Here is a 14,419-nt window from a genome sequence, read left to right as displayed (position 1 = left end):
AGATCTTAACACAAATTAACAAAGCTGCTGACCTCGCTAATGTATCTTTACAGATTCAGAATATTGCTGGGATCGTATATAATAACAATTGTAATGAAATCATTACGAACACCATTAAACCTTTATCACACACTTAGTCTAAAAATCGTATGAAGACAAAAATCAAAAACTTTTTTTTTCTCTCATTATCCATATTTCTTTTCGGTTACCTGCCTGCGTATTCGCAGAAAAAAGCAGAGCTGATAAAATCACTATGGGTTGATAAACCAATACTAATTGACGGCCAGCTAAATGACTGGAATGATAGTCTTACTCTCTATAACGATGCCGCAAAACTATACTATAATATTGCCAATGATGATGAGAATATCTATCTGGCAATAAAAAATGGAGCACAAGAAAGTTTAACCCGGATTCTGGCAAGAGGAATAAGTTTCTCAGCCAATATTGAAAATAAGAAAATTCCGACAATGGTGACCTTTCCGCTTCTCGACCGAACTCCCGGAAAAAAGCTAAATGAAACAGAACCACCGGAGCCTGAAGAGATACAAAGAAGAATTCTTGAAAGAATCAAAGAGATCAGAGTGGATGGATTCAAAGAAATCATTGATGGGGGTATTTCACTTTACAATACCTATGGGATAAAAGCCGCTGCTGCATTTGATTCAAAAAATAATCTGATTCAGGAGATTGCAATACCAATCAGGTTGCTGGGCATTGAACCCGGCCGGACTGAACCCATAACTTACAGCATCCGAATTAATGGATTTCAGGGACCAGCGGCTGTGCAGCAGAGGGATATGAATGCATTTGATGATATGTATGGCGGTAGATACGGTGGCAGAAATAGTGGAAGGTATGGCAGAAACTATGGTGGAATGTACGGTGGGATGCCTTCCAGAAATTACCCCCCGGCGAGAATATCCACCTCAACAGAGTTTTTTATAAAGAGCTCACTGGCAGTAAAGCAATAAATATGGTTCCAGAATGAGGAATTAAGGAGATCAAATCAATTATAAACTAAATAATAACAAACATGAAAAAACTGTTACCCTTAATGATCGGCTTTTTTATTAGCTATGGTGCTACTGCACAAACAAGCCGTGATATAAGTGGAGTGGTACAGGATTCCACGGGTACCAGTATTATTGCTGCCACAGTAAAATACATCGCCGGCAAAGACACTTTATTTACCCGGACTGATGTTGACGGAAACTTTATTTTTAAAGGGGTTAAATCCTCAACTTTCCTTTTAACTGTATCGAGTTTAGGCTACCGGCCCTTAAATAAAAGGTTTTTATACAAAGACGGTGATACAGCAATCAAATTAGACCCAATCAGTCTGAAGGCAGAGAGCAGAGTGCTTTCTGAAGTTGTTATTTCAGGTATTCCTTCTGTTATTATAAAAGAGGATACAATCATTTACAGGGCATCCGATTACCCACTCCGGGAAAATGCACTGGCTGAAGATCTTCTGAAGAGATTGCCTGGAGTTGAGGTGGATAAAGATGGTAATGTTACAGCTCAGGGTAAGGCAATTACCAGAGTCAGGGTAAATGGAAAAGATTTTTTTGGTGGCGATGTTAAAACCGCTACCCAACAGCTTCCTGCAGATATCCTTGAATCTGCTCAGATCATCGACGACTATGGAGATCAGGCAAACCTGACCGGGATTAGAAACGGAGATCCTGAAAAGATTCTGAACTTTACGATCAGAGCAGATAAAAATAAAGGCTATTTCGCCAGAGGTACAGTTGGAGGTGGTGATAAAGAACGCTATCAGGCTTCATTGACAGCTAATACCTATAATAATTCTGAACAGTTTTCATTTATCGGGAATCTGAACAACACCAATAGCTCAGTCTTCAATTTCGGTGCTGGCGGCGGATTTGGTGGCGGCGGCGGTGGTGCCCGGGTACAGAATGTTGGCGGTGGTGGCGGTGGCGGTATGCGCTTTCAGGGTGGCGGCGGTATGGGAGGTGGTGGTTTCCAGGGTGGAAACAACAGTGATGGACTTACTTCAGTAGGATCTGTCGGACTTAATTATCGTAAGGATTATGGTAAAAAAGTAAGTTCATACGGGAATTATAGTTTTTCGAATCGGGATAACGACGTGATAAGTGATCAGTTGCAACAAAACAATTTTCAGAATTCACTTATTTCAACCAACCAGAATTCGTTAAAAAATCTGATCAATAATAATCACCGATTCGGCTGGAATCTTGAATACCGTCCGGACAGTGTAAACTTTATTAAATTCAGTCCTTCATTCAGCTATGGATCATCGGTTGATAACGGAAATACAAGCTATTTACAATATGATAATGGCCGGCTAAGCTCAGACGGTACAACACTTAATAATACTGATTCCAAAAATCCTAATTTCGGAGCAACCCTCTTACTGAACCATCGTCTTAAAAAAAGAGGAAGAAATCTATCCTTGTTCGCTTCAGCCAATAATGCCAAAACCAAACAGGAAGATGATCAGCTGACTCAATATATCAACTATATTGTCGGGGGCAGAAATACAAATGTTTATAGAAATCAGGAATTGTACGATAATAACAGAAATTCCAACATTAATACTAACCTATCTTATAATGAGCCACTTAGCTTAAAATCAAATCTGGAGTTCAATTATAATCATAGCACTACAACCTACAGAAATGAAAGGGAAACCTATGATATTACTCCGGGTGGAACTTATAGCTATAATACAAGCCTGAGCAATGATTTTAATTATTCATTCAGTACCAACAGGTTTGGAGTGAATTACAGATTTAATGAGAAAAAGTACAATTATTCCTTTGGCCTAAGTGCTCAGCCCAGTGTTCTGGAGGGCAGATCCGTGGTTAATGGTGTTACTACTCCTAACAGGAACACAGGTTTTAACATTATCCCTTCTGCTCGTTACTCTTATAATTTCTCAAGAACCAGAGCTGTAAATGCATTTTACTTTGGCCGGGCAAATGAACCAACCTATATTCAATTACAGCCAACACCGGATATTTCAAACCCGCAGTACCCTGTGTACGGAAATCCAAATCTTGGAGCTGAATTCTCACATTTCCTTACTTTTAGGTATAATAATTTCAATTTCAATTCCGGAGATGTGTTATTTTTTAATGTATCCGGAAACTTTACGGAAAATAAGATCGTTTCGAACATCATTCGATCAATGGATCCGGCTGTTGGTCTGGTTCAGGAAACCCGTTACCTCAATACAGATGGTTATTATACAGCGAATGCATTCTATAATTTCTCCAAACCTTTCCAGGAAAAGAAATATGTGTTCTCATTCAATGGATCAGCCAATTACATCAATAACATTTCCTATACTGATAACGTAAAGAATACCGGCAAGAACTGGATCTTTTCGCAGGGTCTGAATATGCAGATCAATCCAAACAAGAATCTTGAATTCAATCCGGGATTGAGATACAGCTTAAATACCAATACGAATGATGCCATTACCAATAACAATACGAAGGTTTCAACTTATTCATTGAATTTCAGCAATAAAGTTTATTTTCTGAAAACCTGGTTGATAGGTTCAGATCTTAGCAAATCATTTAATAATGGATACAGCAGCTCATTAGCAGTTAATCCATTTATTATCAATACTTATCTTGAAAAGCAGTTCTTTAAAGACAAACGTGCTTCTTTAAGATTTCAGGGATATGACCTGCTCAATGAAAATACCAGTGTATCCCGTTCTGTAACAGGAAACGTGATCACTGATAGTCAAAGTAATCGCTTATCAAGATATTTCATGTTAAGCTTTACCATGAGACTACAAAAATTCAGTGGAAAACAACCAGAGCAGCAGCAAATGGGCCCTGGTATGAGACCCGGTATGGGTGGTCCGGGAATGGGCCCAGGTATGAGACAAGGTAACGGTCCGGGTAATTTCTGATATTTCAATAAGCATTCTAAAAAGCTGCCCCAAACAGGGCAGCTTTTTTATTTATAAACTTCTTATAAACTCAGGAATATCTATATTAGAAATAGAAAATATTCTAATATGGAAAGAAGAAAATTTATAAGCAGTGGACTGGCAGCAGGTGCATTAATACCTGCAACATATGCTACCCTGCTGGGCTCAGAAGCAAAGGCAGCTGAAAATGCTCCTACAACTGAAGCCAAAGCCAATAAAATGGCAGAAGACGATGGAATTGTTATTGAGAGAAGTGTTTCCGGAAGACCCCATGAGGGAAAAGTACTGGCTGTAATCCAACCACATGTTGATGACTCTACTTTATTTGCAGGTGGCACTATCGCAAAACTGATTAGCGAAGGTTATACAGGTTACCTTATCAGAACCACAAATGATGATGCAGCAGGTGGTGGAACCGATGGTGACAGGGTTCTGAATAATGAAAGGGATAATGATAAAGTGGCCAAAGTTCTGGGACTTAAAAAAGTATATAATCTTGGATACCGTAACCATCGTATGGATGAATACAATACCCAGGAAATTAAGGGAAGATTAATATTCCTGTTCAGGCTTTTGAAAGTGGATACCATTTTCAGTTATGACCCATGGGGACACTACGAAGAAAATCCGGATCATTATGTAACTGCCCAGGCGGTTGAAGCTGCACGATGGATGTCGGGCAGTGTCGATTATCCTGAACAACTGGATGCGGTAAAACCTTACGGTGTAAAAGAACGCTATTACTTCGCGAGAGGCCCGCAACTGGTAAACCGAATTGTTGACATATCGAAACATATTGATAAAAAGGTTGAAAGCAACGTTGTAATCACTACTCAAGGCCCCGGAGGCAATAATGGCTCAAGAATCAGAAAGAGACTTGCTGAACAGGGTAAAAAATTACCAATACTTGGTGATACGGATGAATCAGCAGACTCCAATTATATAAAACACTTTGTTCTGGACAAAGACTCTATGACCCAGAGAGGTACACCTTCAGACAGAGAAGTGGGTAAGAAATATGGTCTTGAATGGGCAGAAGCATATCATTATATTGGTGCACCTGTTTCGGTATTACCTGATTATATTGAGAAAAATGCTGTATCCAAATAGATCAACGAACCATTACAGTATAATGAAGAAGCCCTGAATTAATTTCAGGGCTTCTTCATTAAATTAAATCTGGTTTGTGATCAGTTCTTTTTATTTGCACTTTTCATTGGATTATCCCCGCCGGCTGTACCTCTCCCACTATTATTCTCTTTAAAAAGTTCAAATCTGCCGGGCAGAAACTGTCTTGGCCAAAGGTTATTCCCTTCATCGATATCTGCGGTTTCACGGAAAGGGTCAAGCACAATATTTTTCACTTCCTTTTTCTTTCCAAACACCTTGTAAACTTCTGATTCATTTAATCTCCAGATCTCGGCCGGAATTCTTTCGATTTCAGAACTGCCATCACTATAATTGAACTGAACGATCAGCGGCATTACCAAACCTCCCACATTTTTAAACCTGATCTCATAAAAGTTCAAACCGCTGTTCAACAATTCTTTCTCTTTCGGACTTAATCCAGCTATAAAATCAGAGTATGCCTTCTCATCTTCAGGAGTCACACTGAATGGATTATAAGAATTGTAGAAATCACGGGTAGAAGGATCTGATTCTACTATCGTTTTGGGATTGTCTTTGATATTATTCGTCTTACTGACAAAACTTTCCTCTTTTTCTGATACCTTCTTTTCATCAGACTGCTTTTGAGCCAGACTGCGGTTATCCAGTTTGAACCAGCTGACAGATTCCAGAGAAATATCCACAGGCTCAGTCTTGAAGAACCATCCCTTCCAGAACCAATCCAGATCAACTGCTGAGGCATCTTCCATCGTACGGAAGAAATCATCCGGGGTAGGATGCTTAAACATCCACCTCTGTGCATATTGCCTGAATGAATAATCAAAAAGCTCTCTTCCCATTACAGTTTCTCTCAGAATATTTAAGGCTGTGGCAGGCTTGGAGTAGGCATTAGGCCCAAACTGGACAATGTTCTCAGAATTGGTCATGATCGGTTCAAGCAGATTTTTTTCACTTCTCATGTAGGGGACGATCTTATGGGCCGGGCCTCTTTTGGACGGATAATTTCTATCCCATTCCTGTTCGGCCATAAACTGCATAAAAGAATTTAATCCCTCGTCCATCCAGGTCCACTGACGCTCATCTGAATTCACGATCATCGGGAAGAAATTATGCCCAACTTCATGTATAATTACAGAGATCATCCCGTATTTAATTGCATCAGAATAAGTTCCGTCAGAATCAGTGCGGCCATGATTAAAACAGATCATAGGGTATTCCATGCCATTTGAAGCTTCCACAGAGATGGCAACCGGATAAGGATAGTCAAAAGTCTTTGATCCATACGATTTAATAGTATGTGCAACCACTTTAGTTGAATACTGCTCCCAAAGGGGGTTAGCCTCCTTACCGTAATAAGACATGGCCATAACATCCTTTTCTTTCTGTTTGACGGCCATTGCATCCCAGATAAATTTACGGGAAGATGTCCAGGCAAAATCTCTTACATTCTGTGCATGGAAGATCCAGGTCTTTTTATCTTTTGAGCGGCCTTTTTCAAGTTTTTCTGCTTCAGCCTGTGTTCTTATTATAACAGGCTTATCATAGCTTTTCTTCGCCTCTTCCCATCTTTTCAGCTCAACAGAGCTTAAAACAGCTTCAGGATTCTGAAGAACCCCGGTTGCACCAACCATATGATCGGCAGGAACTGTAATTTTTACTTTATAATCTCCAAAAGTCAGAGCAAACTCTCCTCTACCCAGAAATTGTTTATGCTGCCATCCCTGAAAATCTGAATAAACAGCCATTCTTGGAAACCATTCTGCCATGGTATAGAGATAATTTCCATCCTTTGCAAAGAATTCATAACCCGGACGACCGCCAATAAAACTAATTCTGTCGTGAATGTTGAAGGTCCAGTCCATGGTGAACTCAATTGCAGCTCCGGGCTTAAGCGGTTCAGGAAGGTTCAGCCTCATCATTGTTTTATTCACAGTTACAGGAATATCCCTCCCTGAAAGGTCCTTAACTGACAGGATCTTGTAACCCAGATCCTGATCATGCCATAAAATACCCCCCAACTGACTCAAGCTCATATTTGGAGAGATTCTGCTTTCAGTAACTTTTGGCGTGTTAGAATCTTTCGCTCTCTGATTCTGATCCAGCTGGATCCATAAATAAGAAAGGGGATCCGGAGAATAATTATGATAAGTGATTTTCTGCCAGCCTTTTATAGACTGATTTTCATCATTCAGCTCTACCACAATTTCATGATCTGCTTTCTGCTGCCAGTACATATGTCCCGGAGCACCGGAAGCAGTACGGTACACATTCGGAGAACGAAGGCTGGTTCCCAGTTGTTCAAAACGCTCAGCATGATTTTGTTCGGCCTGCTGGGCAAAGGATGTAAATCCGCAAAGCAATAAAATTACTGATGCAATTGAAATTCTTTTCATTATCAGTTAAAAAGGAGTAATACAATTAGAAATGGCTTATCAGTATTCCTGAACAATGGTCAATCCTGTTGATAAAACATGCTCTAAGATACTCAGCCTGCGGGGAATTAAAAGAATATACTCATCAAAATTTTGTCAGAATGCCAAATAAAAATCCAGGTTAATCAGATTATCTATAATTTGCAACAAATATCCCGCTATATGATAAATTCATTTTTAATTTCCTTATTCCTGATCATTCAGAGTATATTCCACCCGTTTTTCATAAGTCTTACGGAGATTAAATACAATCAAGCGAAGGCTAGCCTGGAAATATCTCAAAAGATTTTCTGGGATGACCTGGAAGTTGAACTAAGTGATCTTTACAATAGCAAAATAGATTTACTGAAGCCCAAAGATAAACCCGATCTGAAAAGAAAGCTCAAGCAGTATATTTTGCAACACAATGAGATCAGCATTAACGGGAAAAAAGTAGAATTAACCTACCTTGGATATGAGATCGAGGAGGACGCCGCATGGTTTTATCTGGAGGCAAAAAAAATACCTAAACCCGAAACTGTTACTGTAAGGAACAGCATCCTCTACAAAAATTTTGACAGCCAGCAAAATATCATCAATTTTTACCGGGATAAGAATCCAAAAAGCCTGATCCTGCTGAAGGGAAAAGACAAGGGTCTGATCAGGTTTTAAGACTACATAAACAAACCTAATGACATATGAAAGCCCGGTCCCTTCAAGCCCGGGCTTTCGTTCAAAAACCTGCAGGAATGGTTAAGGTCAGAAATACGGATCCGGGTTTTATTCTGGTAGATTTTGAACCCAATAGCAGTATTGTACTAAAAGCGCTTTAGTAAAAATCCCCTTGCACCTTTAAAATGATGTTCAAAAAAAGGACCCTGTTTCCACAGAGCCCTTTTTTGAATTATTATAATTATAATGATATCCCCGGATCAATGGAACCTTCTATTTTATTTTAGAAAAATCAGCAGGTTTCATATAAACCGACTCGACTTTTTCTACCAGTTTACCATTTACTTCAGAGGCAGTACTTGCTTTTATCCATTCAGGATCTTTACGGAAATTTTGCCAAGCCAATTTACCTGCTGCTTCATCTGGATAAGCCAGGAAATACAGAAGTTTAGCCTGATCAGCCGGATCCTTTTCAATAGTTGTAAAATAAGCTACATTCTGCATGCCATTGTTCTTAAAGATCTTCATGGTATGATCCCTGAATCTGTTCTCAAGATTCTGAAGCTTTTCTGGCATAGCAGTATAGATCCGCATTTCGAAGGTGCGCATTGCTGAACCTTTTGAAGGTTTAATTTTAGGTGTAAAATCTGCCGCCTTTAGAAAATAAATGTTTGCCCGAGCAATTAATTTTCCATTTTCTTCAGATTTTTTCGCAGCTTCCTGCCACTGTGGATCTTTTCCAAACTCTTTCCAGGAAGCATCCCTTGCTTCTTTGCTAGGGTATGCCATTAGATAATAGAATGCATTATCCGGATTATTAGTCGGCACCCAATAACCAAGTCCGTCAATTCCATGTTTTTTAAACAATGGAACCGCATGATCCCTGAACCTGTCAATTAAAGCATCCAGTTTTCCCGGATTGCAATAGTAAACTCTTAATTCGAAATAGCGATTGTCAGCTTTTTTTGCAAAACTTAGTTGGGAGAGGAGAAGAAGGCAAAAGATTAGTAATTTTTTCATGTTTGAAATATAAACAGAAGATTTCAGATCTTTTAGAAAAATTTTGTGGTCCCGGCGGGAATCGAACCCACATCTAAAGTTTAGGAAACTTCTATTCTATCCGTTGAACTACGGGACCTATTATTTACCTTACCACACTGCCATTATTCATGCCTACAGGAGGAGCCACAAAACTAAGATTTCCATCCGAATTTTCAGCCATTAGAATCATTCCCTGCGATAATATTCCCTTGATCTCCCTGGGCTCCAGATTAATCAATACTGAAACCTGCTTGCCAATGATATTTTCAGGTTCAAAATACTCTGCAATTCCTGAAACAATGGTACGCTGATCAATCCCGGTATCAATCTGAAGCTTCAATAGTTTTTTTGTTTTTGCGACTTTTTCAGCCGCCAGAATCGTCCCGACCCGGATATCCATAGCCGCAAATTGGTCAAAACTGATGTTTGGTTTTGAATCTTCAGCCTTCCTGTTTGCCAGTTCATTGGCATTTTTGCTATCCATCAGCTTTTTAATTTGTGCTTCAACTGCATCATCCTCTATCTTTTCAAAAAGTAAACTTGCCTCATTCAATTGATGCCCGATTGGCAGCAAATCAGCAGTTCCGGCTTTATCCCATTCAAGTTTATCCTGGTTCAGCATTTGAAACAGCTTGTCAGAACTGAACGGAAGGAGTGCCTGTGCCAGTATGGCAAGATTAGAGGTAATCTGCAATCCAATATTGAGAATTGTTTTTACACGCTCTTCATCCGTCTTAATTAGTTTCCAGGGTTCAGCATCAGCCAGATATTTATTTCCTAAACGGGCCAGATTCATGAATTCGCTTAAAGCTTCCCTGAAACGATATTGCTCAATAGATGATGCAATCTTAACCGGGTATTCCTTTAATTCTTCCAGGACGCCACGATCCACAGATGTAAGTTCAGAACCCATCAATACCTTTCCATCAAAATACTTATGGGATAATACCAAAACACGGTTCACAAAATTTCCAAAAATGGCCACTAGTTCATTATTATTTCGGGCCTGAAAATCCTTCCATGTAAAATCATTGTCTTTGGTCTCAGGTGCAGTAGCTGTTAAAACGTATCGCAATACATCCTGCTTATTTGGAAAATCCTGAAGATACTCATGCAACCAAACCGCCCAGTTTCTGGACGTAGAGATCTTATCACCTTCGAGATTCAAAAACTCGTTGGCCGGAACATTATCGGGAAGATGATACTGCTCATGTGCCATAAGTATTGCAGGAAATATGATACAATGGAATACAATATTATCCTTGCCTATGAAATGAACCAGTTTGGTATCCTCAGCATACCAGTATTTCTCCCAGCTATCTGTAGGTTTTAATGCTTCATTTAAATAATATTCAGATTTCTTCTCCGCACTTAAGGCAGGATCACAAAGGTCTTTGGTACCCGAGATATACCCGATAGGTGCTTCAAACCATACATACAATACTTTTCCGTCAGCACCTTCAACCGGAACTTTAACACCCCAGTCGAGGTCACGGGTCATCGCACGCGGATGCAGGCCGCCGTTAAGCCATGATTTACATTGCCCATACACATTTGCACGCCATTCCTTATGGGAGTCGATATAGGCTTCTATTTGAGGCTGCATTTTATCCAAAGGAAGAAACCAGTTTCTGGTTTTCTTTAAAACTGGCTGAGCTCCTGATAGGGTTGAATGTGGATTGATCAGTTCTGTCGGACTAAGAGAAGTACCACACTTTTCACACTGATCACCATAAGCTTCCTCATTCCCACAATTTGGACAGGTTCCAATAATATATCGGTCGGCCAAAAACTGACCAGCTTTTTCATCAAAATACTGCTCGGTTTCTTCTTCATTGAAAACACCCTTATCATATAGTGTTCTGAAAAATCCTGATGCAGTATCATGATGAGTTTCTGAAGAAGTGCGGTGATAAATATTAAAGGATACCCCAAAATCGCGAAATGAATCACCTATGGCTTTATGGTATTTATCTACCACCTGTTGTGGTAATATACCCTCCTTACGGGCTTTAAGAGTAATTGGAACTCCGTGTTCATCAGATCCGCAAACAAATATGACATCCCTCCCTTTTGATCTGAGATACCTGACATAAATATCTGCCGGAATATATACCCCCGCCAAATGCCCGATATGAACTGGTCCATTTGTGTAAGGAAGTGCTGCAGTAACTGTATATCTCTTATAATTCTTTTCCAAAATCTGAATATTTGCGTTTCTTGCCTTTTTGATCGCTTGCAAAGATAATCGCTAATGTTCTTATTTTCTAATTGGATAGGCTAAGTGTCCGGAGAAAAATTCAATACCTTATTTAACGTGAGATTAGTTTAAGCTGGTAAAATCGATTTTATCAAGGCTTTCAAAATCGATTCTAAGGGTAGCTTTTCGGGAAAAAATCGTAAATACCCTAAAGAATAGATTCTAGTTAAATGTGTAATCTACTTTTTTGTAAACTAGATTAGCAATTTTGATATAAGCACCTCAAAATCGTTGGTTATTGATTTGGGTAAATACCCAGTAAGGCTTAATTAAGATCAAACATACAACCAGATAGATGGGATTATCAATATTGTACGGTTTTTATGGATTCCAGATTTAATTTTTTTTCTGGCTCCTCTTATATTTGAAACAGAAGAAATTATATATAACATCCCGACAAAAAACTCCAGATGTTCCTTACGAATTTTCAATATATCATGGTAAATGTCATAAACACTTCCGGCAATAAGCACAATACCGGTAAAAAGAAAATAGCCTCCCGAATTTATGAATCTTTTGAAAGTACCTGGCTTCTTTTGTATCTCCTTATTTTTGGATGTGTCCAAAATTTTATTCGTACCAGAAATAAAACTATCCATACTATTCCAGAGTAGTATAATTCCAATCAATAAGTTTAAATGTTCTTTTTGTATCTCTCCAAATTCCCCTTTAAGATCGTACAAACTACTACAGATAATAAAAAGACCTGTAGCAACTTGAAAGTATTTGCTTTCTAAAATTTTTTGAATTGAACTCATCAAATAAAGTCAAAGTCTGTAATTAATTATTGATGATCATTGTTTGGGCCTGTTTAATAGTTCTATTCCCTAAAAAATCGTCGCCTTAAAATTAATTTTCTATGGTCCATACTGGATACTTAAAACTAAACCTCAAACAAAAACAAATTCTTAAAAATATTAACTCATTTAAGCTTGATTGTTACTCCTAAGCCCAGGGTTTGCATAAGTTGCAATTTCCTTGAAACTCCAACAGCTTCATTGAATCCATCACTATTCAGATCTGCAAATTGTGGCACCTTTGTGTCATCATTATAAACAAGGTTAGCCATTAGGTGCATTGTTATCCATTTATTGGCATGTACAGCCAGGGCTGTTCTCCAGTTCACATCAATATTTCCAAATTCATACAGATAATTGGTAAATAATTGCAAATCCGTTGACAAAAAAGTACGTTCCAGGATCTTTCTTTTGAAACCAGCCTGAAGAAACACCCCCAGTTCATTTTTGACACCATTTGAACTGTTTAAACCATACATAGTCCCATCCACATTATCATCTAATACTATTGTTTGCTTTCCCGTGAGTGGAGCAAAAACGACAAAGAAAAGGCTATCTGTCTTATAATTTTCATCTCTGTATTCATACCCCAAGCCTTCGGTAATATATCCCGGAGAAAACATACTCGAGACATGATTGGATTTATCGCCTGCTTCCTCGTTATACCCTTTTGCTACCTGAGTTAAAACGTTTGTAAATGCAATAAAGTGAGTTTTTTTCTTGTGGGCAAAACTCACACGGCTGTTCAGTTCTACTATGTCATGATTTTTCCTAAAATTAGTCCCCTTCCCGAGTTTTGAAATTCCATAAAATTGAGAGTATGAATTAATCCATCCTGTCCTACCTTTTTGGTAAAAAGCATCATACTCAAGACTTCCGGATAGAGAAATTGCAGTAAGACCACCACCGGCCCAATTGGAAAAATGTGCCTGATTTAATTGAATTGAACTTTTTCCGGAAGTATGCCAAAATCTCAACGAATCAGTCTGCGCTTTTAAGGAAACGCAAGATGATGACATCCCCAATATTATAAATATTACCCTGTACAACATATTAGTAATTATACAAATATTTTTTTAATCTGCAAACGTTTTTTAGAGTCTGAAAAGGTTAAATTCCTTGCCAGAGATAATAATAATTATCTTCATACTAAATAATGTACATGCGGGAAAGTGGCGATAATCGAAGGTCTTACAGATCCTACAGCGTAATGATATTACAGTCCGAAATGTGTCTTAATTTTCTGGTGTCTTCGCCTTAACTTCGCCAACAGAGGGTTCACCGTTCAGTAAGACAGGTAGCTTGTCTGTTCCCATTATGATTATCTTTGCGTTATTGGAAGTTGCAAGCTTTTCAGTAGCTTCTATACCACGCCACTTTAGTATGTCAATTCCTGAAATAGATCTGAATTCGGCAATACCGCTTGCCTCAACCCTCTTTCGTTCTGCTTCTTTTCGGGCAGACGTAATCATGAATTCGTACTGCAACGATTTCTGTTCCGCATCCAGTTTTCGTTCAATTGAGGCGACAATATAATCAGGTAGTTCTATGTGCTCTATATATAGGTTTTCAAACATGACGTAATTTGGCGAATTATCAGTTAGAATGTTCTTAACAATTTTTTGACTGTTTATTGATTCCAATACGCGCTTGCTAATAGAGTCTTGAATTTTTTCGCGATTTATAGAATAAAGTGATACAGGATCAAATTTACTAATGATATCACGCGTCTTCGCTTCAATTTCTGGCATTACAACTTTTTCGACATAATCAGGGCCAATATACCTATGTAAAATTCCTAGTGTAGACAAGCTAGGGAAAAACCGAAAAGAAACAACCAGGTTGATAGTTAAACCGTTGTTGCTAATTACAGTCATGGAATCGGTACGCTCCTGCATGCGCACATCATAAATATACATTTGGTTCCATGGGAATACCATGTATGTACCCTCCGGATAGGCCTTATCCAATTTGGTTCCGTTGCCAAAACGCTCAAACAAAACACCCGCATGTCCAGCTTGTATAGTAATGAAAATATCGCGATAGAAAAACAATATCAACATTATCAGAACCATTAATGCCACCAATATTGTTAATAAACGCTTTTTAAACCATAGCGAGATTCGTTTTAAAGAACTAGTTTGTATATTTTGTGGGTTATCGTCCATTTTGT

Annotated in this window: 11 protein-coding genes and 1 tRNA gene; 5 read left to right on the top strand and 7 right to left on the bottom strand. The window is 38.6% G+C overall.

The window, feature by feature from the left end; genetic code table 11:
* The first annotated feature begins 149 nt into the window (after window positions 1-149).
* The 3 genes from Q8M41_RS09395 to Q8M41_RS09385 all read left to right on the top strand — a co-directional run bounded on the left by Q8M41_RS09395 (window position 150) and on the right by Q8M41_RS09385 (window position 5,047).
* Entirely contained in the window at window positions 150-974 is an 825-nt protein-coding gene (locus Q8M41_RS09395) for a hypothetical protein (protein ID WP_305365002.1), read from the top strand.
* Between the two features lie 62 nt (window positions 975-1,036).
* Window positions 1,037-3,916: an outer membrane beta-barrel protein gene (locus Q8M41_RS09390; RefSeq protein WP_305365001.1), complete on the top strand. Its 2,880-nt coding sequence runs from the start codon at window positions 1,037-1,039 to the stop codon at window positions 3,914-3,916.
* Between the two features lie 108 nt (window positions 3,917-4,024).
* Entirely contained in the window at window positions 4,025-5,047 is a 1,023-nt protein-coding gene (locus tag Q8M41_RS09385; protein ID WP_305365000.1) for a PIG-L deacetylase family protein, read from the top strand.
* 80 nt (window positions 5,048-5,127) lie between these two features.
* Here Q8M41_RS09385 and Q8M41_RS09380 read toward each other — a convergent pair whose 3' ends face one another.
* The gene (locus tag Q8M41_RS09380) at window positions 5,128-7,458 is read right to left on the bottom strand and encodes a M1 family metallopeptidase (RefSeq protein WP_305364999.1); all 2,331 of its coding nucleotides are present in this window, start codon (window positions 7,456-7,458) and stop codon (window positions 5,128-5,130) included.
* 201 nt (window positions 7,459-7,659) lie between these two features.
* Between Q8M41_RS09380 and Q8M41_RS09375 the strand changes: the two genes are divergently transcribed.
* Together Q8M41_RS09375 and Q8M41_RS09370 are read left to right on the top strand one after the other, a co-directional pair.
* The gene (locus tag Q8M41_RS09375) at window positions 7,660-8,148 is read left to right on the top strand and encodes a DUF6702 family protein (RefSeq protein WP_305364998.1); all 489 of its coding nucleotides are present in this window, start codon (window positions 7,660-7,662) and stop codon (window positions 8,146-8,148) included.
* A 26-nt stretch (window positions 8,149-8,174) separates the two neighbouring features.
* Window positions 8,175-8,309 carry a hypothetical protein gene (locus Q8M41_RS09370; protein ID WP_305364997.1) on the top strand — a complete coding sequence of 45 codons (135 nt, stop codon included), beginning with the start codon at window positions 8,175-8,177 and terminating at the stop codon, window positions 8,307-8,309.
* Between the two features lie 112 nt (window positions 8,310-8,421).
* Here Q8M41_RS09370 and Q8M41_RS09365 read toward each other — a convergent pair whose 3' ends face one another.
* From Q8M41_RS09365 to Q8M41_RS09340, 6 genes are all read right to left on the bottom strand, one after another.
* The gene (locus tag Q8M41_RS09365; protein ID WP_305364996.1) at window positions 8,422-9,168 is read right to left on the bottom strand and encodes an NIPSNAP family protein; all 747 of its coding nucleotides are present in this window, start codon (window positions 9,166-9,168) and stop codon (window positions 8,422-8,424) included.
* 46 nt (window positions 9,169-9,214) lie between these two features.
* Window positions 9,215-9,286, bottom strand: a tRNA-Arg gene (locus Q8M41_RS09360).
* 6 nt (window positions 9,287-9,292) lie between these two features.
* The gene (gene metG, locus Q8M41_RS09355) at window positions 9,293-11,398 is read right to left on the bottom strand and encodes a methionine--tRNA ligase (protein WP_305365020.1); all 2,106 of its coding nucleotides are present in this window, start codon (window positions 11,396-11,398) and stop codon (window positions 9,293-9,295) included.
* A gap of 326 nt (window positions 11,399-11,724) precedes the next feature.
* Window positions 11,725-12,207, bottom strand: coding sequence for a hypothetical protein (locus tag Q8M41_RS09350; RefSeq protein WP_305364995.1), 483 nt, complete (start codon window positions 12,205-12,207; stop codon window positions 11,725-11,727).
* A gap of 164 nt (window positions 12,208-12,371) precedes the next feature.
* Window positions 12,372-13,265 carry a DUF3078 domain-containing protein gene (locus Q8M41_RS09345; RefSeq protein ID WP_305364994.1) on the bottom strand — a complete coding sequence of 298 codons (894 nt, stop codon included), beginning with the start codon at window positions 13,263-13,265 and terminating at the stop codon, window positions 12,372-12,374.
* Window positions 13,266-13,481: 216 nt separating this feature from the next.
* Entirely contained in the window at window positions 13,482-14,414 is a 933-nt protein-coding gene (locus tag Q8M41_RS09340) for a prohibitin family protein (RefSeq protein ID WP_305364993.1), read from the bottom strand.
* Window positions 14,415-14,419 lie beyond the last annotated feature (5 nt).

The organism is Daejeonella sp. (assembly GCF_030684675.1).
Classification (GTDB): domain Bacteria; phylum Bacteroidota; class Bacteroidia; order Sphingobacteriales; family Sphingobacteriaceae; genus Daejeonella.
The sequence above is the reverse complement of the archived record's forward strand: the minus strand, read 5'-3'. Positions and strand labels throughout refer to the sequence as shown.

What these genes read in the sequence shown, in the direction of transcription:
- Q8M41_RS09380 (WP_305364999.1), bottom strand. Translation starts at nt 7,458, where the DNA reads ATGAAAAGAATTTCAATTGCATCAGTAATTTTATTGCTTTGCGGATTT.
- Q8M41_RS09365 (WP_305364996.1), bottom strand. Translation starts at nt 9,168, where the DNA reads ATGAAAAAATTACTAATCTTTTGCCTTCTTCTCCTCTCCCAACTAAGT.
- Q8M41_RS09395 (WP_305365002.1), top strand. Translation starts at nt 150, where the DNA reads ATGAAGACAAAAATCAAAAACTTTTTTTTTCTCTCATTATCCATATTT.
- Q8M41_RS09340 (WP_305364993.1), bottom strand. Translation starts at nt 14,414, where the DNA reads ATGGACGATAACCCACAAAATATACAAACTAGTTCTTTAAAACGAATC.
- Q8M41_RS09350 (WP_305364995.1), bottom strand. Translation starts at nt 12,207, where the DNA reads ATGAGTTCAATTCAAAAAATTTTAGAAAGCAAATACTTTCAAGTTGCT.
- Q8M41_RS09390 (WP_305365001.1), top strand. Translation starts at nt 1,037, where the DNA reads ATGAAAAAACTGTTACCCTTAATGATCGGCTTTTTTATTAGCTATGGT.
- Q8M41_RS09385 (WP_305365000.1), top strand. Translation starts at nt 4,025, where the DNA reads ATGGAAAGAAGAAAATTTATAAGCAGTGGACTGGCAGCAGGTGCATTA.
- Q8M41_RS09375 (WP_305364998.1), top strand. Translation starts at nt 7,660, where the DNA reads ATGATAAATTCATTTTTAATTTCCTTATTCCTGATCATTCAGAGTATA.
- Q8M41_RS09345 (WP_305364994.1), bottom strand. Translation starts at nt 13,265, where the DNA reads ATGTCATCATCTTGCGTTTCCTTAAAAGCGCAGACTGATTCGTTGAGA.
- Q8M41_RS09370 (WP_305364997.1), top strand. Translation starts at nt 8,175, where the DNA reads ATGAAAGCCCGGTCCCTTCAAGCCCGGGCTTTCGTTCAAAAACCTGCA.